Consider the following 26,666-nt stretch of genomic DNA (forward strand, 5'->3'; position numbering starts at 1 on the left):
GTACAGCATAATTATACATCTCCATGCATATTACTTTGTTTTATGATACCATGTTTCTGACAAAATGCAAGCACATAAAATCCATAAATACGAAAATCCACTTCTAATTTACCGGAATTCCACAGGGAAAATTCACTTTTCGATAACAATTGTCCAATATACTATACTATTAAAGGCAACAAATGGAAAAAACCTGCGTGTTTTTTCCATGGGGTCTTGTGTTCCAACAGAAAAAACAAGTATAATATTCAGAAACAAGAGGAGGTTACTATTATGAAATTCACGAAAATGCACGGCATTGGAAACGATTATGTATATGTAAACTGTTTCGAGGAAACTGTTAAGGATCCGGCCGCAGTGGCAAAATTTGTCAGCGACCGTCATTTTGGCATTGGTTCCGATGGTCTGATCCTGATCCGCCCGTCTGAGATTGCAGACTGCGAGATGGATATGTACAATCTGGACGGCTCTCAGGGTGCCATGTGCGGAAACGGTATCCGCTGCGTTGCCAAATATGTCTATGACCACGGCATTGTGGACAAAACTTCTTTAAGCATCGCCACAAGAAGCGGTATCAAATATGTGGATCTTACTATCCGCGACGGCAAGGCCTCCATGGTAAAAGTCAACATGGGCTCCCCGATTCTCACTGCAAAAGAGATCCCGGTGGTTGCCGAAACCGAGCAGGTGATCGACGCTCCCATCACCGTCGACGGAAAAGAATATCACATGACCGCAGTTTCCATGGGTAATCCTCATGCCATCATCTACGTAGACGATGTGAACAGCCTTGACCTGGAAAAGATCGGCCCGTCCTTTGAAAATCACGTATGCTTCCCGGACAGAGTCAACACTGAGTTTGTTCAGGTGATCGACCGCCACACCGTAAAGATGCGTGTATGGGAGCGTGGCTCCGGAGAAACCCTTGCCTGCGGCACAGGCGCCTGCGCAGTTACGGTAGCTTCCATCCTCAATGACAAGGTTGACGGCAGCAAACCGGTTACTGTACAGCTTCTTGGCGGAGACTTAAACATCTCCTGGGAAAGAGATGAAAACCTTGTATATATGACAGGACCTGCAACTACGGTGTTTGACGGAGAGATCGATCTTGGATTTTTAGGTGAATAAATGAAAAAGGAGGGAGCTTTTCGAAGCTCCCTCCTGCATATTATACTTTTCAGATAAATACCAGAACCCTCTCCACGATAAACACCGCCGCACACGCCAGCAGGGCTACTGTGATCAGGCTTTTTTCCTTATATGCAGCAATAAGTGCTACCAGGAAACCTGCTGCACCGGAGATGATGCTGTCTGTGGCCTTCAGGATGGCCGGGAAGGTCATGGCTGCCAGACAGGCATATGGCACATAATACAGAAAGGACTTGATAAACGGGCTTCTGATCTCGTTTTTTGCAAGAGCAAGGGGCAGCATACGGATGAGATAGGTGACAATTGCCATCACCAGGATATAAAGATATACATTATGACTCATGAACGGCTTCCCCTTTCTCTTCCAGCGGGCAGAAATAAGCTGCCAGGCCTGCTACCAGAAGTGTTGTGATAATGATCATAAATCCGGATGATACCTGTTTTAACACCGGTGTCACCGCAAAAACAGTACTGACTGCCATGGATGCCACAACCACCCCAAGAACCGGTCTGCTCTTTTTGGACGGCGGGATGATGATGGCCAGGAACATTCCGTAAATGGCAACGCTCAACGCACTAAGCATAAAATCCGGCAAAAGGCTTCCGGAGATTCCTCCTGCCAGAGTTCCAAGAGTCCATCCGGGAATTGCCACGCACATGGCTCCGTAATTATAAAATACGCTGACCTTTCCCTCCTGGGCCGCACTGATCCCGAAAATTTCATCGGTGATACCAAAAGCAGCGATGTATTTCAGGATACCGGACTCCTCACGCCGGAATTTCTGGGACAGGGAAAATGACATCAGGCAGTATCTCAGGTTGATGATCAGCTGGGTCATTGCCATCTCCCACATGGAGCCTCCCGCAAAAATAATGTCCAGTCCCGCAAACTGACCGGCCGATGTCAGGTTGGTCAGGGAGATCAGAACTGCCTGCCAGATACGCAAGCCGCCGGCAACAGCCATCATGCCAAAGGTAAAGGATACCGCAAAATATCCAAGAGCGATGGGAACTCCATCCTTCATACCTTTTCTGAAACTTTCTCTTTTCATCGATTTCCTCCATTGTATGTACATTCCGTTATAAAACGCAACTATGAAAAGCACCTTTGCAGGCTTCTCCGATCTGTGCAGCGATCACCAGCGTCTCGTCTTACAGCGATCCAATAAATTAGTGCATCGCTATAGTTCGTTGTACATGTAAATAAGAGCGTGTCCGGAAACTTTTCTGCTTCCTGACACGCCCCTTTATTGTAGCATTGCCATATCAAAACTTCAATACTTCACAGCAAACACAGCTGTGCTTTTTCACCGATTTTATGCTTTTTCCACTATTTTATAGTAAGATCTGGCTGTCATGGAGTAGATCAGTCCATAGACCAGCGCAAAGGCCAGAACCGTTCCCGCAGTGCAGCCCACGTACAATTTTGTATTGGCCATTCCGAACAGCAGCAGGAGCCGGCGGATCAGCGGAAATGCCATGGAAATATGCACCATTGCCATCACAAGCGGGATAAAAAATACCAGAAGGATCTGTCTGCGGATAGCTCCTTTCACCTCTCTGCGGCTCATACCTACTTTCTGCATGATCTGGAACCTTCCCTGATCTTCGTAGCCCTCTGAGATCTGTTTGTAGTAAATGATCATCGCCGTTCCCATAAGGAACAGTGCTCCCAAAAAGATTCCAATAAACAGGATCGTTCCATTATCTACATAATACGTTTCGTACTCACTCTGGCGGACACCACCGATCACGATGGTATTCTCTGAAAAGCCACCGCTTCTGCAGTAATCTTTCAGTGCCTGATAAACAGCCTGGCCATACCGGATCTTTTCCTCCCCGCTGCCACGGATATCTACACCCAAATGAACTGTGAGATCTTTTCCAGCCTCGTAGGCATCAAGACCTTCATACATCTTTGTCCGAAGCCCGTCAATATACTCGAAATCGGAATCCGTCACAACAATTGCCGCCATATTGGATACCAGATTGTTCATGGCACTTAAAGGTGCTTTTTCCAGCCATTTTTTTACTGCAAAATCCCGGTCATCAATTTTTAATATGTCTTTTTCCTTTTCAGACGGATACCAGGCAAAGATCTCGCCGTCGTGAAGATCTGTTTTTTCACCGGTAAGTTTCTCATACTCAGACTGACGGATCGTATACAGATCTACGGATTTTCCATCTTCTGAGTAACTGTAAGCCTGTCCGATCATAATACCGTTTTTTTCCTGCCTGCAGCCGATCTCGAGATAAGTTTCGTCCACTGTTTTTTCTGCCGGCACCTGATCATTTTTGATTGCCTGTGCAAAAACTTTCTGAATCTGTTCACTCTGTTCCTGGCTGATGCCCGAAATCCTGGCATCCGTATCAAAAGGATACCGGTTCACCATGATGTCACCCATTCCAAAATACAGCGACACAGTCATAGAAAGAAGCAGGAGCACTCCTGTACTTAAAATACAGATGCTGGCCAGGCCTGCCGCATTTTGTTTCATACGATAGATCATGCCGGAGACACTGATAAAGTTGCCGGTTTTATAGTAGAACTTTTTGTTCTTTCGCAAAAGTTTCAGGATTACAATGCTTCCTGCGGTAAAAAGAAGATACGTTCCTGCCATAACCAGAATCACTGCCAGAAGAAAAATGAAAATTGCCTGGATTGGGGATTCCGTGGTTACTGCCAGATAATATCCCACTCCAAGAGAAATCATCCCCAGAAGTGCCATGAGCCATTTTGCCCGGGGCTCCTTCTCTCCTGTGTTTCCGCCTCTCAGAAGTTCTATGGGGTTATTCATCCTTACTCTGGTAAGATTCAGTGCCAGAATAACAAGAAAAATCCCTCCAAATCCTGCGATGCAAAACAGGATTCCTGTAATGGAAACATAAAATCCCAGCACTGCCGGAACATGAAGAAAACGGAAAAGCAAAAGCAGGGAGAGCTTGCTTCCAAGGATGCCAATCCCGATCCCTGCCGTCAGAGAAAGCAGCGAAGTCATGCTTGTTTCCAGAAACATCACTTTTCCGATATGGCCTTTTTCCAGTCCCAGAATGTTGTAAAGCCCGATTTCTTTCTGTCTGTGTTTCATGAGAAAACTGTTGCTGTAGATCAGAAAGATAACGCAGAAAATTCCAACAACCACTTCACCGGTTCCTACGATCATCCTCACTTCTGCTGCCTGGGGCACTGCTTTCTCCAATGTGGGACAGTCCCGCAGAAATTCCATCATATACATCATGGCAATGCAGAAAATGCAGGTAAGCATATAGGGAACATAGGTGCTCCGGTTATTCCGGATGTTCTGCACTGCCAGTTTTCCAAACATTCCTTTACGCATAGGTCTCACCGCCTGTCGTAAGGATCGTCAGGGTATCTGCAATCATCTGGTACATTTCCTGTCTTGTTTTTGTGCCACGGTAGATCTGGTGGAACACTTCGCCATCCTTGATAAAAAGTACTCTGGATGCGTGGCTGGCGGCCTGCGCGCTGTGAGTTACCATGAGAATGGTCTGGCCTTCCCGATTTACCTCATTGAACATGGAAAGAAGATCGGAGGCTGCACGGGAATCCAGGGCTCCGGTCGGTTCGTCCGCAAGGATCAGCTTCGGATCTGTGATCAGTGCCCTTGCAACTGCTGCTCTCTGCTTCTGTCCGCCGGAAACCTCGTAGGGGAATTTTTCCAGAAGCTGGTTGATGTGAAGGGCTTTTGCAATGGGACGGATCTTCTGCTCCATCTCCTGATAATCTTCCCCTGCCAGCACGAGAGGAAGATAAATATTGTCCCGGAGGCTGAAGGTGTCCAGAAGATTGAAATCCTGGAACACGAAGCCTAAGTTCTTCCGACGGAATGCGGAAATTTCTTTTTCTGTCAGGTGAGTAATGCTTTTTCCTTCCAGAAGCACTTCGCCGGATGTGGGGCGGTCCAGGGCTGCCAGAATATTCAGAAGTGTTGTTTTTCCGGAACCGGACTCTCCCATGATCGCCACATATTCTCCTTCTTCCACCGAAAATGTCACATTGAAAAGTGCCTGCACTTTATTTCCGCCGAAGCGGGTGCTGTATATCTTTTTTACATTTGTTACTTCCAGTAATGCCATACGCTAATTCCTTTCTTATCTGTATTTACAGCGATCCAGGGAGTCGTGCATCATGTTCTAAAGCGATCGAACCTGATGTAAGAATTACCCGAAACGCTATGTTATGGTTTCAGTATAAGAAAATTCTCCGGCGGCTGCCATCGAAGTGGCTTACATTTTACGGAGGAAGCTTACATTTGTGTAAGGTTAATACATCTCCAGATCTTTTTTCCACAGGCTCATCCGAACTTCCGTGCCTTTATCCACCTGGGAATCCACAGTGATCTCGTGACCCAGTTTTCTCAGGATCTTCCGGCTTAAATACAGACCGATCCCGGTAGCACGGTTGTCCTCCCGTCCATTGACGCCTGTGTAGCCTTTTTCGAAGATGCGCGGAAGATCCTCCGGCTGGATTCCGATGCCGGAGTCTGCGATGACCAGAGTTGCCGGGGCCGTATTACAAATCCCCGGAGCCGTATTCTGCTTCAAATTTGGATTCTCAGATACCCTGTTTCCACGCTCATCCTCCAGCCAGATTTCAATGCCGCCCGTTCTTGTATATTTCAACGCATTGGAAAGAATCTGTCCAATGACAAAACCAAGCCATTTTTCATCGGTAAGAACGATCGCATCTGTCCCCTCATATGATAACGAAAGCTTTTTTGACACAAAGATCCCTGCGTATTTATGGATCTGCTCCCGGATGATCCGATCCAGCGAGCATCGGGTCAGCTTCAGATCGGCGGACATGTCCTCCGTGCGAAGGTAGCCCAACACCATCTCCACATACTGTTCAATGCGAAAAAGCTGTGCCCCGGACTCCCGGTTCTCCTCCGGCTCCTCCCGAAGCAGCAGGCGTAGAGCAAAGATCGGCGTCTTGATCTGATGTGCCCACATAGTGTAGTAATCGGTCATTTCTTCCAGAGAACGCTGCCGTTCTGTCTCCGCACCCATCCGCATGCCGTCCAGTTTCCGGATGATATCCCTGTAAAGAAGCTCCACCTCATCGGTGGTCTCGCCCAGCCGGTCCAGATTAATCTCCGGAGCTTTTTCCACCAGGATTAAGTTCTGCACCTTCTGTCTGTAACAGGCATAACCGTATAAAAAAACGGCAGCTCCTGCTCCCAGCCACAGAACTGCCAGATAGACCGCCGCCTCCAGGGGAAGCTGGTACAGGCAGATCACTGCTGTCGACACAGCCGCCATAAAAACACAGGCGATGAAAAAAATTTTTGTCTGTTTTAAATATGCTCGAAATGATTCCATAAAAACCTCACACCATATATCCAAGACCTTTTCGCGTGATGATAAAATCCACAAGGCCTGCCGCCTCCAGTTTTTTGCGAAGGCGTGTAATGTTTACGGTCAGGGTGTTGTCATCCACAAAGCTGTCACTTTCCCACAGTTTTGTCATAATGGCATCTCTGGATACCGGTTTCCCTGCCTGGGAAAAAAGCAGTTCCAGGATACGCAGTTCATTTCTGGTCAGTTCCGTCTCCTCCCCGTTCCAGGTCAGTGTCGCTCTGGAAAGATTGAGAACCGCGCCTTTATGTTCCAGGACATTTCCCGGGTTTCCGAAGGAATAGGTTCTGCGGAGGATTGCCTGGATCTTGGCCACCAGTACGTCCATATCAAAAGGCTTGGCAATAAAGTCATCGGCTCCACGGCTCATGGCCATGACCATGTTCATGTTATCCGCTGCGGAGGAGATGAAGATCACCGGCACCTGGGAAACCTTTCGGATTTCCTCACACCAGTGAAAGCCATTATAAAATGGAAGTTTCAGATCCAGAAGAACAAGCTGAGGATCTTTCCCCGCAAATTCCTGCAGTATATTGGAAAAATCCTCAGCCAGAAAAACGTCATATCCCCAGGAACTGAGATGCTTTTTCAGAAGATTCGCGATTGTTTCGTCATCTTCTACAATAAAAATACGATACTTCATTCCTGTTTGTCCCTTTTATGCGATTGATTACGCCTCTGCTTCTCCATCCGGATCTACCAGGCGGTTCAGAACCTGGAATCCATTGTTACGGAGAACACTCTCTGCAACCAGAAGATCCTCACAGTGCATGATCGCTACCGGAACTTTCAGGCCTCTGTGGAAGAAGGTGTAGATGTAATGAAGGTTTACGTTGCTGTCGCCCATGACACTAAGAAGCTTGTCTAACCCACCGATCTCATCCTGAAGGTCTACCAGGATAGCCTGTGTGATACGAGTCATGTATCCATGCTCAGCCATGATCTCATCTGCTCTTTCCGGATTGTCGCATACCATACGGAAGTTTGCAAACTCCGGTGCGTCAAAGCAGCCGAAACCGTAGATATCGATCTGATTCTCTGCAAGAATCTTTGTAACTTTCTGAAGACTGCCTGGAGTGTTTTCTACGAAGACGATGTTCTGTTTTACCATAATAATTTTCCTCTTTTCTGTTATTCTTTTTTATTTTCTTTTTTTATTTTAGCATGAAATTTGGTGGAAGTGAATCCCTTCCCCAGCGGGGCCCTTCCGGGATGGAGCGTTTTGCGTATACATTCATACATTAAAGCGTAACGCTTTTAATCATTAAATTCAGGTATAAGTATACCCATCTCGACATGAAATGTCAACCATCTTTTCCAGGCCCCAAATCTCAAACATAAAATATCATAACATAAAATTCCCAATATAAAAAAGGCCAGACACACATCCAACAGACATGCGTCCAGCCATCCATTTTTTACTTACAGTTATTTTGGCAAAAAACTCAATCCAACTCTTCGTCTACATACTTCTGTATATTAGAAGCATTCACATACTTCCTAACCTTCGCCCCGTCAGTAATGACAAGCGTCGGGGCCTGACGGATCCCATACTGCTTGACAAGCTCGGGATTCTGCTCAGCATCGATAATCTCCAGCTCTTCGCCTTCCAGCATTTTCTTTGCCATACGGCAATTCGGACAAGTGCTAGTCGTAAAAAGATATTTATGAGATTCCACAGGCTGGATCTCCACCTCGTCACCCTTCATGGTCATCACACTGGTATGGACCTTTTTCAGATGGGAATGGGTAATATCATAGAGGGTACGGTTCTTGTACTCCTGGGTCTTACCATCGTTCCAGTTCTGTACAGGACGGTAATATCCTGTGATACGGCTGTAAACCTCAGCCTTCTTTCCACATTTCGGGCAGGTGAAATGCTCGCCGCTGATGTAGCCATGCTCCTGACATACGGAATAGGTCGGTGAGATGGTGTAATAGGGCAGGCGATAATTCTCTGCGATCTTACGTACCAGCGCTGCCGCTGCCTTCCAGTCCGGAAGCTTCTCCCCAAGGAATGCATGGAATACGGTTCCTGAAGTATACAGAGTCTGCAGATCGTCCTGAATATCCAGTGCGTCAAAAATATCCGCAGTGTAATCAACCGGCAGATGAGAGCTGTTTGTGTAATACGGAGTGTCGCCCTCTTTTCCCGCTGTTTTGATATCCGGATAACGGCTTCTGTCGTGTTTGGCAAGACGGTATGCAGTGGACTCTGCCGGTGTTGCCTCCAGGTTGAAAAGCTCTCCCGGATACTGCTCCTGATAGTCTGAAAGACGACTTCTCATATGCTCCAGAACCTCTTTTGTAAACTTCTGGGTTTCCGGATCTGTCATGTCTTTTTTCAGCCAGCAGGCATTTAAGCCCGCTTCGTTCATTCCCACAAGACCGATGGTGGAAAAATGATTGTCAAAGCTTCCAAGATATCTCTTCGTGTACGGATACAGTCCCTCATCCAGAAGCCTGCTGATCACATCTCTCTTGATATGAAGAGATCTTGCGGAAATATCCATCATGTGGTCCAGGTGCTGATAAAATTCCTTCGGCGTTCTGGAAAGGTATGCGATACGCGGCATATTGATGGTAACAACGCCTACAGAACCTGTACTCTCACCGGAGCCAAAGAATCCACCACTCTTTTTGCGGAGCTCACGGAGATCCAGACGGAGGCGACAGCACATGCTGCGGATGTCGCTTGGCTTCATATCACTGTTGATATAATTGGAAAAATACGGAGTACCGTACTTGGAAGTCATCTCAAAGAGAAGACGGTTGTTCTCGGTATCAGACCAGTCGAATTCCTTTGTGATGGAGTAGGTCGGGATCGGATACTGAAATCCACGTCCGTTGGCATCTCCCTCGATCATGGTCTCGATAAATGCCTTATTGACCATATCCATTTCTTTCTTACAGTCTTTGTATTTGAAATCCATGTCCTTGCCGCCTACGATAGCCGGAAGCTCTGCAAGGTCGTCCGGAACGGTCCAGTCCAGTGTAATGTTGGAAAATGGTGCCTGAGTGCCCCAGCGGCTTGGAGTATTTACGCCATATACAAAGGACTCAATGCATTTCTTAACCTCCGGATAGGAAAGGTTGTCTGCCTTTACAAAAGGTGCCAGATAAGTATCAAAGGATGAAAATGCCTGTGCGCCCGCCCATTCGTTCTGCATGATACCCAGGAAATTCACCATCTGGTTGCAGAGTACACTTAAATGCTTTGCAGGTGCAGAAGTGATCTTACCCTCAATACCACCAAGTCCCTCTCGAATCAGTTGCTTCAGGGACCAGCCTGCACAGTAACCGGTCAGCATGGACAGATCATGGATATGGATATCTGCATTTCTGTGTGCATCTGCGATCTCGTTGTCGTAGATCTCAGACAGCCAGTAGTTTGCGGTAACTGCTCCGGAGTTGCTTAAGATCAGACCTCCTACAGAATAAGTAACCGTTGAGTTCTCCTTTACACGCCAGTCCTCAACCTTTACATAGCTGTTTACGATTTCTTTATAGTCAAGGATGGTGGATTTCATATTGCGGATCTTCTCACGCTGCTTACGATAAAGGATATACGCCTTGGCAACATCAGAATATCCGGCCTGGATCAGTACGTTCTCCACACTGTCCTGGATATCCTCAACAGAAATCCGGTTGTTCTCGATCTTATTCTGAAAATCCGCTGTAACACGAAGTCCCAGAAGATCGATCATATCCGAACTGTAATTCTTACCTTTGGCATCAAATGCCTTATCAATTGCCGCAGTGATCTTCCCCATTTTAAATTCGTCTAATTCACCGTCTCTTTTTACTACCTGAAACATAAGAAAATGCCTCCCTCATGCATTTATTTATAAGCGGATATTTCATTCCGCCTCACTTGCCTGCTTACGAACACACTCCGTTTCACGATCTGTGTTCAAAGCGCTGTAGGCTTATTGTATCAGACACGCCTCTTTGCGTCAACATAAAAAGTACCATATATAGTGCCCGTTTTGTTCACGGTACTATATATGGTACTGAGTAGATATTTTAACATTATGTGACTTTCGGATAGATTTCCCGCGGAACTCTTGCTTTTACAGCAATCCCTCCTTCGGTATACTCTTCCGAAAGAAGCTGTCCATACTCACGGATCAGCTGGATCTGACCGGCCTCCGAATAAGGAAAAAGCCGTTCCATATAAATCTGTCCTTCTGCCAGTATCTCAGAAAGAAGCTGCTTAAATTCCTCAAGCCCCTCTCCTGTCCGTGCGGAAATCTTCAGCGTATGGTCTGCTCGGAGATCCCGAAAGCTCTCCCCGGAAACACGGTCCTGCTTGTTAAAAAGTGTGATCGTCTTTTTTCCAAGGGCACCAAGCTCTTTCAGGGTTTCATATACGATATGCATCTGCATCTCCGCCTGAGGATTGGATGCATCTACCACATGAATGATATAATCCGCATATTTGGCTTCCTCCAGGGTACTCTTGAAGGCTTCCACCAGATTGTGGGGAAGCTTGCGGATAAAGCCTACGGTATCCGTAAGAAGAAGCTGCTGTCCGTCATCCAGTGTCAGAAGACGGGTAGTCGGATCCAGTGTGGCAAACAGCTTATCCTCCGAAAGCACCGAAGCGCCTGTCAGTGTATTCAGAAGTGTTGACTTTCCTGCATTGGTATAGCCAACAATGGCTGCTGTCTTCAGATTTCCCACAGCTCTTCTGGAACGGATCAGCTCTCTGTGCTTTTCTACCTGGGAAAGCTCCTGCTTCAGTGCGGATATCCTGTTCCGGATCAGACGACGGTCTGTCTCCAGCTTTTTCTCACCAGGGCCTCTGGTTCCGATTCCTCCTCCAAGTCGCGAAAGAGAAGAACGTAGTCCCACAAGACGTGCAGACCGGTAACGAAGCTGTGCAAGCTCTACCTGGATCTTGCCTTCACTTGTGACGGCACGCTTCGCAAAAATGTCAAGGATCAGCAGGGTACGATCCATAACCTTACACTCCAGCTCCCGCTCCAGATTATTCATCTGGGCAGGAGAAAGCTCATCGTCACAGATCACACCATTGGCATCCAGGGCATAGAGAAGACCTTTTACCTCTTCGATCTTGCCTTTTCCGATATAGGTGCCCGGATGTACGGCCTCACGATTCTGAATGATCCTGCCTGCAACCGCCGCACCTGCCGTAGCCGCAAGTTCTCCAAGCTCATCCAGGGATTCCTCCATGTCATCCCCCCGATCTGCCTGGACACCGATCAGGATAACCCTGTCCTGTATTTCCTCAAAATATTCCATATCAGCCCTCCGAAGACGTTCTGGTTTTCAGGAAAGCCCGCTCTTTTTTTGCAGCGGAATCTTCAGGGAACATCTCAATATATTCCTGGACCTTGGTCAGTGCAGTAGCAAAATCCAGCTTTTTTTCATAGGCTACGATCTCATTGAACAGAAGACTCTGCATCTCGTCTGTGGTAGCTGTCGGAAGGCCTTTTGTGATGTTATCAAGAGCGGAATCATAATCTCCGCTTCGGATATCGCACAGTGCCAGACCATTATAGCCCTTGGCGGAATCACCCACTGCGGAAATATACTGTTTGTACATTGCCTGAGCATTTTCCACATCATCCTGGGCCAGATATACCATTCCCAGAAGAAGCAATGCTTCCGTATTATCCTTCTTGGTTGCTTCCAGAAGCTCTTTTTTTGCGTTGCTGTAGTCTTCCATATAGTAGTAGACACGGCCTCTGTCACAGTGGTCCTGGGCATCCTTGGCCTCAGAAGAAAGAGCAGCTTCCAGATATCTGGTTCCGTCCGCTTCCATATCCTTGTCCAGATATGCCTCATAGATCTCGATCGCCATATCATAGGTGGAATCTTCTCCATAGGCCTGTTTGAAGTTAGATGCGGCTTCTTCGTAGGAATCCATGGCAAGGGCAACCTTTCCGGTGAGGAAATAACTGCCTGCATCCATGGAAAAATCTTCTCCAAGTGTCTGGCAGTCTGCCATGGCATCCTCGTATTTTCCAGACTTCAGCTCTGCAGTAGCCCGGTAGGACAGGATATCCTTACGAAGGCTTTTGCTTACTTTATCGCAGTTCAGAGCTTCCGTGAAGCTATTCACCGCATCCTCATATTTACCAAGACGCAGGCTTGCGATACCTGCCCCGCGATAGGACTGTGCCAGCTTCACTCCGTTCTGGATCGAGCTCTGGTACTCCTCCAGGGCATACTTGTAGCTTCCCTGGGAAAGATCCTTTCCGGCCTGTTCATATATTTTTGTTTTTTCACTGCCACAGCCGCCCAGAAGCAAGGCTCCTGTAACGGCTGCAAGAATCAATACGGTCTTTGTTTTTTTCATGGAATTCCTTATTCTACAACAAGCCCTTCGGCTTCCATCACATCAACAACACTATCTACATATTTATGGCAGAGATCATCCGTTCCCGCTTCTACCATAACACGGATCAGCGGCTCTGTACCACTCTCACGTACCAGGATACGTCCGTCATCGTCAAGTGCCTCTGCGGCTGCCTCAATGGCTGCTTTTACCTTTTCGTTCTCCAGTGCTGTTTTCTTGTCGGAAACACGCACATTCCGGAGAAGCTGCGGATAAACCTTCATCTCCTTTGCAAGGTCGCAGAGTGTGGACTTCTGATCCACACATGCCTCCATGATCATAAGAGAAGTCAGTATCCCGTCACCGGTAGCGGAATAGCGGCTAAAGATGATATGTCCGGACTGTTCACCACCGATACTGTAATTGTTTTCCATCATGTTCTCGGCAACGTATTTGTCACCAACTGCAGTCTGCTCATAGTCAATGCCTTCACGCTCCAGAGACTTGTAAAGACCAAGATTGGACATAACGGTTGTTACAACTGTATTTCCGTTGAGCTGGCCTTTCTCTCTTAAATATTTGCCGCACACATACATGATCTTATCACCGTCAATGATGTTTCCGCGGTGGTCTACGGCGATACAGCGGTCTGCGTCACCATCGTATGCAAAACCGATATCCAGACCTTTATCTACCACGAACTGTCTCAGAACTTCAATGTGTGTGGAACCGCAGCCACGGTTGATGTTGATTCCGTTTGGCTCATTGTTGATCACATAGGTTTTTGCACGAAGTGCGTCAAAAACGCTCTTGGCAATGGCGGATGAGCTTCCGTTGGAGCAATCCAGCCCAACCTTGATATTTTTGAAATCATGGCATGGGATAGAGATCAGATGTCCGATATAACGGTTTCTTCCGGATGCAAAATCCACAGTACAGCCGATATCTTCTCCGGTTGCCAGCGGAAGCTCCTCGATCTCGCCGTCCAGATATGCCTCGATACGTGCTTCAATATCTGCGGAAATCTTCTGTCCGTTCTCATTAAGGACCTTGATTCCATTATCATTAAACGGATTATGGCTTGCGGAAATCATGATACCGCAGTCAAAATCTTCTGTACGTACCACATAGGATACACTTGGAGTTGTGGTTACATGAAGCAGATAGGCATCTGCTCCGGATGCGGTAAGTCCTGCCGCAAGGGCATACTCAAACATGTAACTGCTTCTTCTTGTATCCTTGCCGATCACGATCTTCGCCTTGTGATCTCTGCCGTAATACCAGCCGAGATAACGTCCCACACGAAATGCATGATCTGCTGTAAGTTTTACATTTGCTTCACCACGAAAACCATCTGTTCCGAAATATTTACCCATAATGTTCTCCTTTATTACTGATACAGTCCTTCCGGATAAACGCCGTCATCTGTAAGTTTTTTGAATGCAGCCTGTACAGATGCCTTATCCTCCTGATAGGTAACACCGAACCACTCGTCCTTTGTCTCAAGAACATCTACCGCTGCTTTTCCGGAATGGATCAGCTGGTCGATAAGCTCAGGAAGAAGATACTCTTTTTTGATGTCTCCCTCTTTGATCCCGCCAAGAAACTCAACGAAGCCTTTCTCAAGGATCTCCATAAATTCCGGTGTCAGTCCCCACATATTCATGGAAACAAGGCTCTTTGTATCCAGTGTTTCTGCTGTACCATCGTCATTTCTTGTCTCTGCGCCGCCTGCTGTCTTGAAGATGTTATGTGTCTCTGTAACGCCCACAAGCTTGCCGTCCTCAATATGGCACACTCCTCTTGTGACGCTTCCGTTGTCACTTAATGTATTTCCAAGGCGGAAACCTGCCATGCAGATGTGCATCGGGCCATCCTGCGGATGATCCTGTACCAGGTAGTCATGCACCTTTACGTAGGCTTCTTTTCCGTAGTAGTCATCTGCATTGATCACAGCGAATGGCTCGGAAAGGACTTTCTTTGCTGCCAGTACAGCATGTCCGGTTCCCCATGGCTTGGTACGGTCCGCCGGTTTTGTAAAATTGCCCGGAAGATCGTCGATCTCCTGGAATGCATAAGCAACTTCTGTAATGTTGGAGATACGGTCTCCGATCACTTTTTTGAATTCATCTTCAAGGTCTTTGCGGATGATAAATACGACCTTGTTGAATCCTGCCTCCAGTGCATCATGGATGGAATAGTCCATAATGATCTCGCCCTTCGGGCCTACCGGTGCAAGCTGCTTGATTCCTTTTCCAAAACGGCTGCCGATACCGGCTGCCATGATCACCAGTGCTGTCTTTTTCATTTTCGTTTCCTCCTGATTTATTATAATTTTTTGAACTCTGTAGCTGTAATCAGCGCTTACTCCTGTTCATTCAGCTTTGTCAGCTTTACTGCCTGGTCTGCTGCGATCAGACTGTCAATGATCTCATCCAGATCTCCGTTAAGGATATTCTCAAGACGATGAAGGGTAAGCTTGATCCTGTGGTCTGTTACACGTCCCTGAGGGAAGTTGTAGGTACGGATCTTCTCGGAGCGGTCACCTGTACCGATCTGGCTTCTCCTCGCCTCTGCCTCAGCGTCATGCTGTTTTGCAAGCTCCATCTCATACAGACGGGAACGGAGCACACGAAGTGCTTTATCCTTATTCTTAAGCTGAGACTTCTCATCCTGGCAGGAAATCACGATTCCTGTAGGGATATGAGTAAGACGTACTGCGGAGTCTGTGGTGTTGACACACTGACCACCGTTTCCGGATGCACGGAACACATCGAATTTACACTCATTGAGATCCAGATGGAAATCAATTTCTTCTGCCTCCGGCATGATTGCTACCGTACAGGTAGATGTATGGATTCTTCCGCCGGACTCTGTCTCCGGTACTCGCTGTACACGGTGAACACCGCTTTCGTATTTCAGTCTGGAATATGCACCCTCACCCTTGATCATGAAGGTAACCTCCTTAAAGCCGCCGATGCCGTTCTCATTGAGGCTGAGCATCTCGGTTTTCCAGCGGCGGGACTCCGCGTATTTCACATACATACGATAAATCTCTGCTGCAAAAAGTGCTGCCTCATCACCGCCTGCACCTCCACGGATCTCAACGATAACGTTCTTGCTGTCGTTAGGGTCCTTCGGAAGAAGAAGGATCTTCAGCTCATGCTCCAGCTCCTCCACTCTCTTTTTTGCATCGGAAAGCTCTTCCTTCAGCATTTCACGCATCTCTTCGTCCTTCTCGCTCTCCAGCATGGAAAGACTGTCCTCGATGGTTTCCTTATTTTTCTTATATTCTTTATATGCGTCAACGATTGGCTGCAGGTCGCTCTGCTCCTTCATCAGCTTCTGAAAATGTGCCGGATCGTCGGTTACTCCCGGTTCTCCCAGCTCATTGAGAAGCTCTTCAAAACGTACCAGCAGATCATCCAGTTTATCAAACATGTATTTCCTCCTGTTTCTGTCCAAGCACCACACGGTCAAGACCCGGCAGATCCTTTACGATCTGAACCCCGGTAAAACCGGCTGCTTTCATCATTGTACTGACCGCCTCCCCCTGGGTGCAGCCGATCTCATACAGAAGCCATCCGCCTGGTTTCAGGTACCTTCCGGCCTCTGCTGTGATCTTTCTGTAAAAATAGAGCCCGTCTTCCATTCCGTCAAGGGCCTTCCTCGGATCATGAAGGCGGACTTCTTCCATCAGTGTTTCAATTTCTTCTGTTGCGATATAAGGCGGGTTTGAAATAAGGATATCATATTTCCCACTATCTTTTCCACCTTTTTCACAAAAATACGGTGCTGAGAACAGATCGCTTTCCACAAAATCCGCCCGGTTCTCCACCTTTAGAATACCTGCATTCTTTTTTGCCACTTCCAGTGCTTCCGGCGAAACATCCACACCGGTCCCACAAGCATCCTGCCGTTCCAGAAGAAGGCTGAGCAGGATGCAGCCGGAGCCGGTACACATATCCAGGATCTCCGGTTTTTCCACATCCCCAAGGTGTTTCAATGCCTCTTCCACCAGAGTCTCCGTATCCTGTCTCGGGATCAGCACGTTTTCGTTTACATAAAACTCATAGCCCATAAAAAAAGCCTGATGAGTCAGCTGCTGTACAGGAATATGTCCTGCCCGCCTGTCGATCAGCGTAAGATACTCTGCTGCGGTCTCATCAGACACCGGTTCATCTCCATGCGCAAAATAATATGCCCGATTCTTTCCGGTCTTAAATTCCAGAAGGAGCCAGGCATCCAGCCCGGCTTCTTCCAATCCGTTATCTTTCAGTATTGTTGTACCTTTTTTCAGAAGGGACTCAAGAGTCTGCATTTTCTGTCTCCTCTGTCTCATATGGGATGTCCAGGTCAAATTCCTCTTTCAGATAGGCGCGCCAGTCAAAAACAGCCTCAACTGCTTTGATGGCTACCTCTGCCATATCTGCTGTAGGCTCCTTTGTTGTGAATTTCTGCATGGCAAGACCTGGTTTACTCATAATGTTCGCAAATTTACTGTCTGTTCTTCCTGCCCACTGGATGATCTCAAAGGAAATCCCCGCAACTACCGGCACCATGAGAAGTCTTCCCAGCAGTCTCACCCAGTAAAACGGCACCGCCACAAACACAAAATGCAGCACAATACTTACCAGCATGACCAGAAACAGAAAGCTTGTTCCACAGCGCTTATGAAGCCTGGAGCTCTTTAACACATTCTCTACCGTCAGAGGCAGACCATGCTCCACACAGTTGATACATTTGTGCTCCGCACCGTGATACATAAATGTCCTCTGGATATCCTTCATTCTGGAGATCAGGAACATATATCCTATAAACAATGCCAGCTTCACAAAGGCTTCCACTATGGTGACCAGAAATTCCGAAGCACCTACCTCTCGGATCAGACTGGCCAGTACATACGGAAGAAACATAAAAGCAGCCACAGAAACCACCATGGAGATAGCTACCGTAATGTAAAGAAGCCACTTGAACTGCTTATCCTCTTTGGCTTTCTTTGCAGAACGCTCTTCTTCTGTAAGCTGCTCATTCTTCCTGACTGTTTCCTCATCTTCCTCGTCTCCTGCGATCTCCGCAGAATACATCAGGCATTTCGTGCCTACCACAAGAGAATCCACAAAGCTTACCACACCACGGATGATCGGTTTCTTCAGAAATGCGTGATTTCCGAAGATACATTTATAATCCTCTACCTTCAGCTCGATCTCCTGGTCCGGGCGGCGCACTGCGATAGAATATTTGTCCTTGTGGCGCATCATGATGCCTTCCATGACCGCCTGTCCGCCGATATTCGATGATCTCATTCATTCTCTCCTGTGCAAATTAAAAATTTTTCAGTTAAAGAAAGGTTGAGATTTCCCAACCTCAACCTTCTCATTTCCTGTATTCGCAATAATTACTTATTCAGGCCGTATTTCTTGTTGAACTTATCGATACGTCCACGAGCCTGTGTAGCCTTCTGCTGTCCTGTGTAGAACGGATGGCATTTGGAACAGATCTCAACATGGATGTCCTCTTTAGTAGAACCTGTTACGAAAGTGTTTCCGCAGTTGCAGGTTACAGTTGCCTGATAGTAGTTCGGATGGATTCCTTCTCTCATGATTTTCACCTCTCTATATATTTAATATTATTCGTATTCAATTGACGAATTCCATTTTAAACAGCTTGCTAAGTATAACATAGCTTTCCGTAAAATGCAAGGACTTTATAAAAATTTCTGTTTCTTTACAGTCTGTACCAGTTCTGCATTGTTCCTGGTTCTGGCAAAGGTATTCAGGATCTGTTCTACTGCCTCATCCGCTTTCATTCCGTTAAGAGCTTTTCGCATAATATAAACCGCTTCCTGTTCATCCTTGCTGAGAAGCAGATCCTCTCTTCTGGTTCCGGATTTCTGGATATCAATGGCCGGGAATACCCGTTTCTCCTGTAATTTACGATCCAGGACAAGCTCCATATTACCGGTTCCCTTGAACTCCTCATAAATAACATCGTCCATCTTGCTTCCAGTATCCACAAGTGCGGTTGCCAGAATCGTCAGGCTTCCGCCCTCGCGCATATTACGGGCTGCGCCAAAAAATCTTTTGGGCATATGGAGAGCCGCCGGGTCAAGACCACCGGATAAGGTTCTTCCGCTTGGCGGGATGATCAGATTATAGGCTCTGGCAAGTCGTGTGATCGAATCCAGAAGAATAATCACATCCTGTTTATGCTCTACAAGACGGCGCGCACGCTCCACAACCATCTCGGAAACTCTCTTATGATGTTCCGGAAGTTCATCAAATGTAGAATAGATCACTTCCACATTCGGTCCCTGGATCGCCTCTCTGATATCGGTAACCTCCTCAGGACGCTCATCGATCAGAAGAATGATCAGATGCATATCTCTGTTATTCCTGAGGATAGACTTGGCAACGTCTTTCAGAAGGGTTGTCTTACCTGCCTTTGGCGGAGATACGATCATTCCTCGCTGGCCCTTTCCGATAGGACTGATCAGATCCACGATACGCATGGCCGTTGTACCGCCTGCACGCTCCATGACAAGTCTCTCATTCGGAAAGATCGGTGTCATATCTTCAAAATTATACCGTCTCTGTCCCTCACTCGGATGGAAACCGTTAATGGAAGATACGTAGAGAAGGGCACTGAACTTCTCTCCCTGGGTCTTGATGCGGATATTTCCCTGGATGATATCACCTGTCTTTAAATTAAAGCGGCGGATCTGGGAAGGAGAAACATAAATGTCGTTCTCACCCGGCATATAATTCTCACATCGGATAAAGCCATATCCATCCGGAAGGACCTCCAGGATCCCGTTAGCCTTTTCACCACTGTCCAGCTGGGTGGATTCTGACGGAACATTCCCGTTCTCCCTTGTAGCTTCCCGGTTATATTCACGGTTGTACTCTCTGCGGATATTTGTGCTTCTGTGTTCCTGCTCATTCTTATCACTACGATATTCCTTCCGCTGCTCCTGAAGTCCTTCCCCTGCCGGACGGGTACGATATTCTGTTTTTTCCGAATCATAGCTTTTTTCTTTTACAGTATTTTCTGCCGGTGTACTTTTGTGTACTTCTTCGGGATTTCCTCTGTCGGACTCTTTGGCGTCCTCCTCCAGCATCCGCTCAATCAGTGCCGGTTTTCTCAGAGTAGAAATTCCCTTCATCCCTCTCGCCTTTGCCAGATCCTTCAGCACCGCCAGAGATAATGATTCATACTTTTCTCTCATATTAAATCCTCTATTCTTAAATCTGATAAATTATATATTTGTTGTTTATGGAATCAGATACAACCTGACATGGCTGCACTTTTTTTGAATGAAAGCGTGTTTTCAGCTTATGTTTCATTATACACACCTTATAGAGTCTATTGCAAGAAATATTTATCGACATTTTTTTTATACTTTTCTCACAAAAAAGAAAAAATCTGCCCGGGAGATCTCTTCCCGGACAGATCCAACGTTCCTGTATGCTTCTTTTTTAGCTCCAGAACGGTCCGTATATATCCATGACCCTCTGGATACGTTCATCAGTAATTTTATTCAGAGCCGCCACGATCGCTGCATACGTTTTTGGTCTCTGTCTCTTAAGTGTTGACGGACTTGTTACATACTCAAGCACTGATTCTGCAAAATATTCTGAACTGTTCTGCGTTGCATAGCTTCTGTTGATACCTGTAAATTTGGATTTTTCGCTGTTATAAACTGCGGCAAAATCACTTGTTCTGTCTACGTTTCCCGCAACAAAAGCAAGGAAATGTCCCAGTTCATGGTAGATTGTCTCATTCTCAAAACGAAGGATGATGCTTCTTGAATGTGCGTTAAAGCAGCCTCCGTAGTTAACAGACGGATCGATCGTTACAGTAAATCCAAGCTTCTTGTAGGCTTTGAGCACCCTGCTGTCCATCTTCGGTGCAATGGAAGCAATATTGCTTACTGAATATTTGCTGTCCATGTTGATGCTTTCTACTTTTTTTGTGGAAGCTGCATTCGCTTTGCCGGCAGTAGCTGAAGCCGCCATGACTGTTGTGGTCGTCTGAATGGTTGTAGTTACTTTCCGTGTCTGAACGGCTGTTTTTGATTTCTTTGTGTATTTCTGTGTTGTTGCAGTCTTAACTGTCTTTAATGTTTTTACGGTTGTATTTCTGTTTGTTTTCTTTGTGGTCGTACTCTTCTTATTGGTAGTCGGAAGCTTCTTGGTATAAGTCTTGGTCGCCGCTTTTTTCAGCCTAACTTTTTTTCTGGTTGTCTTGGTATTTGAAGTCGTTTTGGTAGTCACCTTCGGTTTTGAAGCAAGTGGAGTGTCGTCCTCTGTGATGGTAGTCTCCACTACCGGATCTGTAAAATCCGGAAATTCCGGAACCTGTGACGACTGCCAGACATTAAAGCCACCTGCCAGTACAATAACAGCTGCAAGGCATCCTGCTAAAGCTTTTTTCCTGCCTGTAAAAATTTTACGGATATCTGTTCTTTTCATATCATTCACACCTTTCTGAAAGCCGACGTTTCAGTTTCCAACCTAAACCGGATTTTAGGCATCAAAAAAGCCGCTTATTCTAACGAAATAAACGGCCGCATTAACACACAGATTCTTGTTCATAGATGTTATCTGAATACGTCATTAAATCGGAATTTAATGCGGCAACCGGCTGTCATAGTCATCCTTCGGACCTCAGACCCATGGCTTTGCGTCCCTGTCTTTCAACAGGTTTGCCTTTATATATAGAGTATATGTTTTTTTCCCTGAAATGTCAACATTTTCCACTGCATTTTGAGCCCTGCTCCTGTCTTTTTTTCACGGAATCTGCTATACTGTTCAAAAAGAAAGCATGATATAACAGGAGAACGGAAACAATGTCAAAATTTTTACCAGTCCGTCTCTTTTTTGTATGGCTGCTTTTCGGAATCCTGCTGGCAGGCTGTGGAAATTCTCCTTCCTCCGATGAAGAACCTCCGGTATATTCTCCGGCCAGAGTCCTCACCCCGGAGGCCCCCGGCAAAAAAACACTGGGCAGTTCCCCTCTGATCCTGGATATTTCCAATCAGGATCAGGGATATCTGACTGCAGAATCCGATTCCGATGATTCCCGCATGAACATTCAGCTTACTGCTCCCTCCGGTGTGGTCTATTCCTATTTTCTGGAACCTGATGAACAGACGGTACTTCCTTTTTCCGAAGGCTCCGGTGAGTATCTCATCACCTGCTATCAGCAGGTTGATGGAAACCAGTATGCCGCCCTTTACACGGAAACGCTCACAATAAAGCTTCAGAATGAATTTCTTCCGTTTCTATATCCAAACCAGTACGTGGACTTTTCTTCCAAAAGTGAAGCCTGCAAACTGGCAGCCTCTCTTGTCAAAGAAGACATGACCGATATCGACATCCTGAAAACCTTCTATACATATGTTACCAGTCATATTTCCTACGATTATGACAAAGCTGATTCTGTCGAAGCCGGTTATCTTCCTGATGTAGATGATACGTTAAGCACCGGCACGGGGATCTGTTTTGATTACGCTGCACTGACTACTGCAATGCTCCGCAGCCAGGACATTCCCTGCAAGCTTCAGATCGGCTATTCCGGTGATGTAAAGCATGCATGGATCGATGTTTATATCCGTGGCAGAGGCTGGGTGACAAAGGCAGTATCTTTTGACGGCGACACCTGGAAGCTGATGGATCCCACCTTTGACGCCAACAGTGATGGTGATGAAGCGATCCAGGAATATATCGGTGATGAAAGCAATTATACGGTACAGTTCACGCGCTGACCAACTAAAGGAGACCTTATTATGAAAAACAAACTGACAGCCCGGGAATTATCCAGTTTCTGCGGGCAGATGGGAATGCTTCTGCATTCCGGCATATCCACAGCGGAAGGACTTCACATCCTCTGTGACGAAAGCAAGACCGATGTAGACCGGCAGATCCTCACACCCCTGATCCGTTCCGTGGAAGAAAACGGTTCTCTTTCCCGGGCTCTTGACGAATCCGGGATCTTTCCCACATCCATGACCGCCTATGTCCGGACCGGTGAGGAAACCGGCTGCCTGGATGAGATCATGGAAAGTCTCAGTTCCCACTATGAACAGGATGAAGAAATCTCAGGACAGATACGGTCTGCAGTCACTTACCCGCTGCTCATGCTTGGCATGATGGCTGTTGTGATCCTGGTCCTTCTGATAAAAGTCCTGCCGGTATTTCAACAGGTATTTAACCAGATGGGAATGGAAATGAACGGGGTTTCCCGGGGACTTCTGAATGCAGGCAACGTGATCAGCCGGTATTCCTCTGTTTTTCTGATCCTCGCCGCAGCCCTCATTGGCTGCATCCTGTTTTTCAGTCTTACGGAAAAAGGTCACAGCCTGCTGCGAAAAATGGCCATCCATCTCCCGTTTTTCCGTGAGATCCCGGTTGCCATGGATTACAGTCGTCTGGCCCAGGGCCTTTCCCTGGGGCTTCGGAGCGGACTTTCCCCGGAAACCAGCCTGGAGCTTACAAAGGATCTGATCTCACAGCCGGTGATACTCGAAAGACTCCGGAAGGCTTCCTCTATCCTGGATAGCGGAGAAACTTTTTCCAAGGCTCTTACAGAATCCGGTCTGTTCGGCGGCATGGAAGGCCGTCTCATCACGATATCCTTCTATTCCGGTTCCAGTGACGAAACCTTCCGCAGGCTTTCCCGGCAGTACACCGAAAGATCCATAGATCTGATCTCACAGGCAGTCTCCATTGTGGAGCCTACCATCGTGATCCTGCTGTCTCTTCTTGTGGGGCTGGTCCTTTTATCCGTCATGATGCCGCTTCTGGGGATCCTCTCAGATTTTGCAATGTAAGGTGGTGACCGCATGGAACTTTTCGAAAGCCGCAGAACAAAATTTCTCAGAGCATTTTTTCTTCTCTTTCCGGCGCTGCTTCTGGTTTTATCCTGCACCTTGTTTGTGGCAGGTGTCAGCAGCACCTCCGATCAGGCCGTACACAAAGAACAGGATGCTCTGGAACAGGCACTGAAAAACGGTGCCATCCGCACCTATGCCCTCACAGGCACATATCCCAAAAGCCTGTCCCAGCTTCTCTTGGATTATCATATTACTTATGACAAAACCAAATTCGTAGTAGAGTATGTTCCTAACGGTTCCAATCTCCTGCCGTCTATCAGCGTGATCGCTCTGTCCGGCAGTACGAAAGGAGGGAATGCCTCATGAATCACCGGAAGAACACCGGACATTCCGTTTCTTCTCTTTTTTCGCTTCTTCTTTTTGGTGTTTTTGTTCTGTTCCTTATACTGATGCTGCTATTTTCCGCCCGGATTTACCAGCAGACTGTGAAACAGACTGACTCCGATTCCGAGCTTGGGACCGCAGCAACTTATCTGACTACCAAATTCCGGCAGCACGACCGCGGCGATGAGATCTTTTCCGGTTCCCTGGATGATATTCCTGCCCTTTGTTTCCGGGATGATATCAAAGGAAAAGAATATATCACGTATATTTACCTGAAGAATGACAGTCTGATGGAGCTTTTCACTGCAAAAGGCTCTCAGGCCAGTTCCGATGCAGGAACCGTCATCTCACAGCTTTCCGATTTCCGGTTTTCGGAAATGGAAAATGGTTTTTACCACTTTTCCCTGGAAAGTACCACGGGAGTCTGCTCGGAATTCCTGCTTCATCGCACTGGCAAAAAGGAGGCATCATGAAAGAATCAAGACATAATTCCGGTACCAGCCTTTTTCTGATGGAAATGATCCTTGCCCTTTTGTTTCTGTCACTTTCCTCAGCTGCCTGCATCCAGATCTTCGCGGCAGCACGGAAAAACCGGCTCCAGGCAGAACAGTGGAACCAGATCCAGGCTCTCACAACCTCCGTGGGCGAGATACTGGAAGGCACTGACGGAACCGATGAACAGTTCCTCTCCCTGCTTCCGGGGGGTATCAAAAAGAACACCAACCTGATCTGGTATTATGACCGTAACTGGCAGAGCTGCTCTTCTGGAGAAGCCGCCTGTGAAATGATCCTGGAAACAGATATTTCTTCTTCAGAAAAATCCGGCGAGCTTTCTTTCCGGCAGCTTTCCAACTGCAGTGAGCTTTACCGGATCACCCTGCGTTTTCCTGTTGATGACTACAGAAGGGAGGCTGTACATTGAAACAGAAGCATACGTTTTTTGTAACTGTCGGCATTCCTTCCCTGTTTCTTATCTTCTCTGTGCTGTGTCTCTGTGTACTTGCTCTGCTTACTCTTGGAAGCTCCAGATCCAGTCTTAACACAGCCAGACATTCTATGAAACAGACCGAAAATTATTACACCGGCTGCGCAAGCGCCACAGAAACCGTTTCAGAAATCCGTGATGATCTGGAGCAATACAGGGAAAAAGCTTCCGATGAGACCAGATATTTTTCCATGATACAAACGCTTGCGGACACAAGGAACGATCTCAGCTGGGATTCCCACAGCCACACCCTTTCCTTTTCCGTTGGAATTTCCGAGACACAACAGCTTTCTGTAGTGCTTGAGATTTTTTATCCGCAGAAAAAAAGCTCTTCCGCTTATCAGATCCTGCAATGGAACACAGAGCTTACCGGATTCTGGCAACCTGACAACCACCAGAATGTATTTAAAGGAGAATAAACCTATGGATACCCCTATTCCTGAATTTTTAGCAGAAGCTGCCAACCGGCGTGTCTCTGATATCTTTATCATCGCAGGCCGCCCCCTGGCAGAAAAGATCGACGGTCATCTTTTGGACCGTGGTGACAGGCTGATGCCTGATCAGACAGAAAATTTACTCCGCACCATTTACGGCCTTGCGGAAAACCGCGATATATCCCGTCTTATGGAAACCGGTGATGATGACTTTTCTTTTTCCATTCCCGGTGTTTCCAGATTTCGTGTCAATGCCTACAAGCAGCGTGGTTCCCTGGCTGCCGTGATCCGCGTGATCGCCTTCCGGCTGCCGGATCCTGCAGAGCTTTCCATTCCGGAGGATGTGATGAATATCTCCGACTATACCCGTGGCATGGTCCTTGTTACCGGTTCTGCCGGAAGCGGTAAAACCACCACTATGGCCTGCCTGATCGACCGGATCAACCATACCCGGGAAGGCCACATCATCACTCTGGAGGATCCTCTGGAATATCTCCACCGCCATGATCGCTGTATCGTCAGCCAGCGCGAGATCTGTACCGACACCGAAAGCTATCTGACTTCTCTTCGTGCCACACTACGCCAGAGCCCGGATGTAATCCTTCTTGGAGAGATGCGTGATCATGAAACCATCCAGACTGCCATGACCGCTGCGGAAACCGGTCATCTTGTCCTTTCCAGCCTGCATACTCTGGGAGCAGCCAACACCATCGAACGCATCATGGACGTGTTTGAGCCATCCCAGCAGCATCAGATCGCCCTCCAGCTTTCCATGGTCCTTCAGGCTGTGATCTCCCAGCAGCTGATCCCGGATGTGGACGGACGCAACATTCCTGTTTTCGAGATCATGCGCCTGACTCCTGCCATCCGCAATATGATCCGCGACAATAAAGTACACCAAATCGAAGGCGTGATCTCCACATCCGGTCAGGAGCAGATGCGTTCTATGGACCAGAGCCTTCTGGAATTATATAAAAAAGGCCGTATCACCAGGGATACAGCTCTGAAATACGCTTTAAACGCGGACATGCTGAAGCGCAGATTTATGTAAGGATCTTCTCGGTATACCTCTGCCTGATATGTAAAAACACATAAAGAAATCCCTTACCGATCTCTGATATGTTTCCGGAATACAGAACACATATTATTTTACAGATCCGGTAAGGGATTTCTTTATTTTCAATCCGATCT

26 protein-coding genes and 1 riboswitch are annotated in these 26,666 nt (G+C 47.1%); of the genes, 8 read left to right on the top strand and 18 right to left on the bottom strand.

The window, feature by feature from the left end; all coding sequences use genetic code 11:
- Positions 1-273 precede the first annotated feature (273 nt).
- The gene (gene dapF, locus NCY57_RS05020; protein ID WP_015526134.1) at positions 274-1,128 is read left to right on the top strand and encodes a diaminopimelate epimerase; all 855 of its coding nucleotides are present in this window, start codon (positions 274-276) and stop codon (positions 1,126-1,128) included.
- A 49-nt stretch (positions 1,129-1,177) separates the two neighbouring features.
- On the opposite strand, the gene NCY57_RS05025 is transcribed toward dapF, so the two are convergent.
- From NCY57_RS05025 to NCY57_RS05110, 18 genes are all read right to left on the bottom strand, one after another.
- The gene (locus NCY57_RS05025; RefSeq protein WP_015526135.1) at positions 1,178-1,492 is read right to left on the bottom strand and encodes an AzlD domain-containing protein; all 315 of its coding nucleotides are present in this window, start codon (positions 1,490-1,492) and stop codon (positions 1,178-1,180) included.
- Positions 1,482-2,201: an AzlC family ABC transporter permease gene (locus tag NCY57_RS05030; RefSeq protein WP_015526136.1), complete on the bottom strand. Its 720-nt coding sequence runs from the start codon at positions 2,199-2,201 to the stop codon at positions 1,482-1,484. Before NCY57_RS05030 ends, NCY57_RS05025 begins: the two co-directional genes overlap by 11 nt.
- Positions 2,202-2,465: 264 nt before the next feature.
- Positions 2,466-4,487: an ABC transporter permease gene (locus tag NCY57_RS05035; RefSeq protein ID WP_022426865.1), complete on the bottom strand. Its 2,022-nt coding sequence runs from the start codon at positions 4,485-4,487 to the stop codon at positions 2,466-2,468.
- A complete protein-coding gene (locus tag NCY57_RS05040) occupies positions 4,480-5,247 on the bottom strand; it encodes an ABC transporter ATP-binding protein (protein ID WP_015526139.1) in 768 nt (255 codons plus the stop codon). The genes NCY57_RS05035 and NCY57_RS05040 overlap by 8 nt, the downstream gene beginning before the upstream one ends.
- A gap of 186 nt (positions 5,248-5,433) precedes the next feature.
- Complete coding sequence (locus NCY57_RS05045; protein WP_022426864.1) at positions 5,434-6,492, bottom strand: sensor histidine kinase; 1,059 nt, start codon at positions 6,490-6,492, stop codon at positions 5,434-5,436.
- Positions 6,493-6,499: 7 nt separating this feature from the next.
- A complete protein-coding gene (locus NCY57_RS05050) occupies positions 6,500-7,171 on the bottom strand; it encodes a response regulator transcription factor (protein ID WP_022426863.1) in 672 nt (223 codons plus the stop codon).
- A 27-nt stretch (positions 7,172-7,198) separates the two neighbouring features.
- Positions 7,199-7,639, bottom strand: a complete 441-nt coding sequence (locus tag NCY57_RS05055; RefSeq protein WP_015526141.1) for an ACT domain-containing protein — start codon at positions 7,637-7,639, stop codon at positions 7,199-7,201.
- A gap of 334 nt (positions 7,640-7,973) precedes the next feature.
- Positions 7,974-10,346, bottom strand: coding sequence for a ribonucleoside triphosphate reductase (locus tag NCY57_RS05060; RefSeq protein WP_250789529.1), 2,373 nt, complete (start codon positions 10,344-10,346; stop codon positions 7,974-7,976).
- A gap of 214 nt (positions 10,347-10,560) precedes the next feature.
- Complete coding sequence (hflX, locus tag NCY57_RS05065; protein ID WP_022426861.1) at positions 10,561-11,796, bottom strand: GTPase HflX; 1,236 nt, start codon at positions 11,794-11,796, stop codon at positions 10,561-10,563.
- A gap of 1 nt (position 11,797) precedes the next feature.
- Positions 11,798-12,856 (bottom strand): tetratricopeptide repeat protein, encoded by a 1,059-nt coding sequence (locus NCY57_RS05070; RefSeq protein ID WP_022426860.1) that lies wholly within the window; start codon positions 12,854-12,856, stop codon positions 11,798-11,800.
- Positions 12,857-12,864: 8 nt separating this feature from the next.
- Positions 12,865-14,211, bottom strand: a complete 1,347-nt coding sequence (gene glmM / locus NCY57_RS05075; protein ID WP_173739746.1) for a phosphoglucosamine mutase — start codon at positions 14,209-14,211, stop codon at positions 12,865-12,867.
- 14 nt (positions 14,212-14,225) lie between these two features.
- Positions 14,226-15,143, bottom strand: coding sequence for a nucleotidyltransferase family protein (locus NCY57_RS05080; protein WP_173739747.1), 918 nt, complete (start codon positions 15,141-15,143; stop codon positions 14,226-14,228).
- Between the two features lie 56 nt (positions 15,144-15,199).
- Positions 15,200-16,276 carry a peptide chain release factor 1 gene (prfA, locus tag NCY57_RS05085; RefSeq protein ID WP_015526148.1) on the bottom strand — a complete coding sequence of 359 codons (1,077 nt, stop codon included), beginning with the start codon at positions 16,274-16,276 and terminating at the stop codon, positions 15,200-15,202.
- Positions 16,269-17,156: a peptide chain release factor N(5)-glutamine methyltransferase gene (prmC, locus tag NCY57_RS05090; RefSeq protein WP_022426857.1), complete on the bottom strand. Its 888-nt coding sequence runs from the start codon at positions 17,154-17,156 to the stop codon at positions 16,269-16,271. Before prmC ends, prfA begins: the two co-directional genes overlap by 8 nt.
- On the bottom strand, positions 17,143-18,141 hold the full coding sequence (locus NCY57_RS05095) for a DUF1385 domain-containing protein (RefSeq protein ID WP_173739748.1): 999 nt from the start codon (positions 18,139-18,141) through the stop codon (positions 17,143-17,145). The genes prmC and NCY57_RS05095 overlap by 14 nt, the downstream gene beginning before the upstream one ends.
- A gap of 92 nt (positions 18,142-18,233) precedes the next feature.
- Positions 18,234-18,437: a 50S ribosomal protein L31 gene (gene rpmE, locus NCY57_RS05100; protein WP_015526151.1), complete on the bottom strand. Its 204-nt coding sequence runs from the start codon at positions 18,435-18,437 to the stop codon at positions 18,234-18,236.
- A 105-nt stretch (positions 18,438-18,542) separates the two neighbouring features.
- Entirely contained in the window at positions 18,543-20,063 is a 1,521-nt protein-coding gene (rho, locus tag NCY57_RS05105) for a transcription termination factor Rho (protein ID WP_021652109.1), read from the bottom strand.
- A 250-nt stretch (positions 20,064-20,313) separates the two neighbouring features.
- Positions 20,314-21,309, bottom strand: a complete 996-nt coding sequence (locus NCY57_RS05110; protein WP_235812401.1) for an anthrax toxin lethal factor-related metalloendopeptidase — start codon at positions 21,307-21,309, stop codon at positions 20,314-20,316.
- 160 nt (positions 21,310-21,469) lie between these two features.
- Positions 21,470-21,557, bottom strand: a riboswitch (cyclic di-GMP riboswitch).
- A gap of 129 nt (positions 21,558-21,686) precedes the next feature.
- On the opposite strand from NCY57_RS05110, the gene NCY57_RS05115 reads away from it, so the two are divergent.
- The 7 genes from NCY57_RS05115 to NCY57_RS05145 are packed head-to-tail and all read left to right on the top strand — an operon-like array spanning position 21,687 to position 26,526.
- The gene (locus NCY57_RS05115) at positions 21,687-22,604 is read left to right on the top strand and encodes a transglutaminase-like domain-containing protein (protein WP_059086730.1); all 918 of its coding nucleotides are present in this window, start codon (positions 21,687-21,689) and stop codon (positions 22,602-22,604) included.
- Positions 22,605-22,625: 21 nt separating this feature from the next.
- Positions 22,626-23,669, top strand: coding sequence for a type II secretion system F family protein (locus tag NCY57_RS05120; protein ID WP_173739749.1), 1,044 nt, complete (start codon positions 22,626-22,628; stop codon positions 23,667-23,669).
- Between the two features lie 12 nt (positions 23,670-23,681).
- Entirely contained in the window at positions 23,682-24,038 is a 357-nt protein-coding gene (locus NCY57_RS05125; protein ID WP_250789530.1) for a hypothetical protein, read from the top strand.
- Positions 24,035-24,529, top strand: coding sequence for a DUF4860 domain-containing protein (locus NCY57_RS05130; protein ID WP_022426851.1), 495 nt, complete (start codon positions 24,035-24,037; stop codon positions 24,527-24,529). The genes NCY57_RS05125 and NCY57_RS05130 overlap by 4 nt, the downstream gene beginning before the upstream one ends.
- A complete protein-coding gene (locus NCY57_RS05135) occupies positions 24,526-24,978 on the top strand; it encodes a hypothetical protein (protein ID WP_015526159.1) in 453 nt (150 codons plus the stop codon). Before NCY57_RS05130 ends, NCY57_RS05135 begins: the two co-directional genes overlap by 4 nt.
- Positions 24,975-25,460 (top strand): hypothetical protein, encoded by a 486-nt coding sequence (locus tag NCY57_RS05140; protein WP_059086727.1) that lies wholly within the window; start codon positions 24,975-24,977, stop codon positions 25,458-25,460. The genes NCY57_RS05135 and NCY57_RS05140 overlap by 4 nt, the downstream gene beginning before the upstream one ends.
- A gap of 4 nt (positions 25,461-25,464) precedes the next feature.
- Positions 25,465-26,526, top strand: a complete 1,062-nt coding sequence (locus tag NCY57_RS05145) for a type IV pilus twitching motility protein PilT (RefSeq protein WP_250789531.1) — start codon at positions 25,465-25,467, stop codon at positions 26,524-26,526.
- Positions 26,527-26,666 lie beyond the last annotated feature (140 nt).

It is taken from the genome of Blautia sp. MB18-30, assembly GCF_023669475.1.
GTDB classification, from domain to species: domain Bacteria; phylum Bacillota; class Clostridia; order Lachnospirales; family Lachnospiraceae; genus Blautia_A; species Blautia_A fusiformis.

Excerpts from the sequence above, each read along its gene's own strand:
- dapF (WP_015526134.1), top strand. The coding sequence starts at position 274 with ATGAAATTCACGAAAATGCACGGCATTGGAAACGATTATGTATATGTA.
- NCY57_RS05025 (WP_015526135.1), bottom strand. The coding sequence starts at position 1,492 with ATGAGTCATAATGTATATCTTTATATCCTGGTGATGGCAATTGTCACC.
- NCY57_RS05030 (WP_015526136.1), bottom strand. The coding sequence starts at position 2,201 with ATGAAAAGAGAAAGTTTCAGAAAAGGTATGAAGGATGGAGTTCCCATC.
- NCY57_RS05035 (WP_022426865.1), bottom strand. The coding sequence starts at position 4,487 with ATGCGTAAAGGAATGTTTGGAAAACTGGCAGTGCAGAACATCCGGAAT.
- NCY57_RS05040 (WP_015526139.1), bottom strand. The coding sequence starts at position 5,247 with ATGGCATTACTGGAAGTAACAAATGTAAAAAAGATATACAGCACCCGC.
- NCY57_RS05045 (WP_022426864.1), bottom strand. The coding sequence starts at position 6,492 with ATGGAATCATTTCGAGCATATTTAAAACAGACAAAAATTTTTTTCATC.
- NCY57_RS05050 (WP_022426863.1), bottom strand. The coding sequence starts at position 7,171 with ATGAAGTATCGTATTTTTATTGTAGAAGATGACGAAACAATCGCGAAT.
- NCY57_RS05055 (WP_015526141.1), bottom strand. The coding sequence starts at position 7,639 with ATGGTAAAACAGAACATCGTCTTCGTAGAAAACACTCCAGGCAGTCTT.
- NCY57_RS05060 (WP_250789529.1), bottom strand. The coding sequence starts at position 10,346 with ATGTTTCAGGTAGTAAAAAGAGACGGTGAATTAGACGAATTTAAAATG.
- hflX (WP_022426861.1), bottom strand. The coding sequence starts at position 11,796 with ATGGAATATTTTGAGGAAATACAGGACAGGGTTATCCTGATCGGTGTC.
- NCY57_RS05070 (WP_022426860.1), bottom strand. The coding sequence starts at position 12,856 with ATGAAAAAAACAAAGACCGTATTGATTCTTGCAGCCGTTACAGGAGCC.
- glmM (WP_173739746.1), bottom strand. The coding sequence starts at position 14,211 with ATGGGTAAATATTTCGGAACAGATGGTTTTCGTGGTGAAGCAAATGTA.
- NCY57_RS05080 (WP_173739747.1), bottom strand. The coding sequence starts at position 15,143 with ATGAAAAAGACAGCACTGGTGATCATGGCAGCCGGTATCGGCAGCCGT.
- prfA (WP_015526148.1), bottom strand. The coding sequence starts at position 16,276 with ATGTTTGATAAACTGGATGATCTGCTGGTACGTTTTGAAGAGCTTCTC.
- prmC (WP_022426857.1), bottom strand. The coding sequence starts at position 17,156 with ATGCAGACTCTTGAGTCCCTTCTGAAAAAAGGTACAACAATACTGAAA.
- NCY57_RS05095 (WP_173739748.1), bottom strand. The coding sequence starts at position 18,141 with ATGAGATCATCGAATATCGGCGGACAGGCGGTCATGGAAGGCATCATG.
- rpmE (WP_015526151.1), bottom strand. The coding sequence starts at position 18,437 with ATGAGAGAAGGAATCCATCCGAACTACTATCAGGCAACTGTAACCTGC.
- rho (WP_021652109.1), bottom strand. The coding sequence starts at position 20,063 with ATGAGAGAAAAGTATGAATCATTATCTCTGGCGGTGCTGAAGGATCTG.
- NCY57_RS05110 (WP_235812401.1), bottom strand. The coding sequence starts at position 21,309 with ATGAAAAGAACAGATATCCGTAAAATTTTTACAGGCAGGAAAAAAGCT.
- NCY57_RS05115 (WP_059086730.1), top strand. The coding sequence starts at position 21,687 with ATGTCAAAATTTTTACCAGTCCGTCTCTTTTTTGTATGGCTGCTTTTC.
- NCY57_RS05120 (WP_173739749.1), top strand. The coding sequence starts at position 22,626 with ATGAAAAACAAACTGACAGCCCGGGAATTATCCAGTTTCTGCGGGCAG.
- NCY57_RS05125 (WP_250789530.1), top strand. The coding sequence starts at position 23,682 with ATGGAACTTTTCGAAAGCCGCAGAACAAAATTTCTCAGAGCATTTTTT.
- NCY57_RS05130 (WP_022426851.1), top strand. The coding sequence starts at position 24,035 with ATGAATCACCGGAAGAACACCGGACATTCCGTTTCTTCTCTTTTTTCG.
- NCY57_RS05135 (WP_015526159.1), top strand. The coding sequence starts at position 24,526 with ATGAAAGAATCAAGACATAATTCCGGTACCAGCCTTTTTCTGATGGAA.
- NCY57_RS05145 (WP_250789531.1), top strand. The coding sequence starts at position 25,465 with ATGGATACCCCTATTCCTGAATTTTTAGCAGAAGCTGCCAACCGGCGT.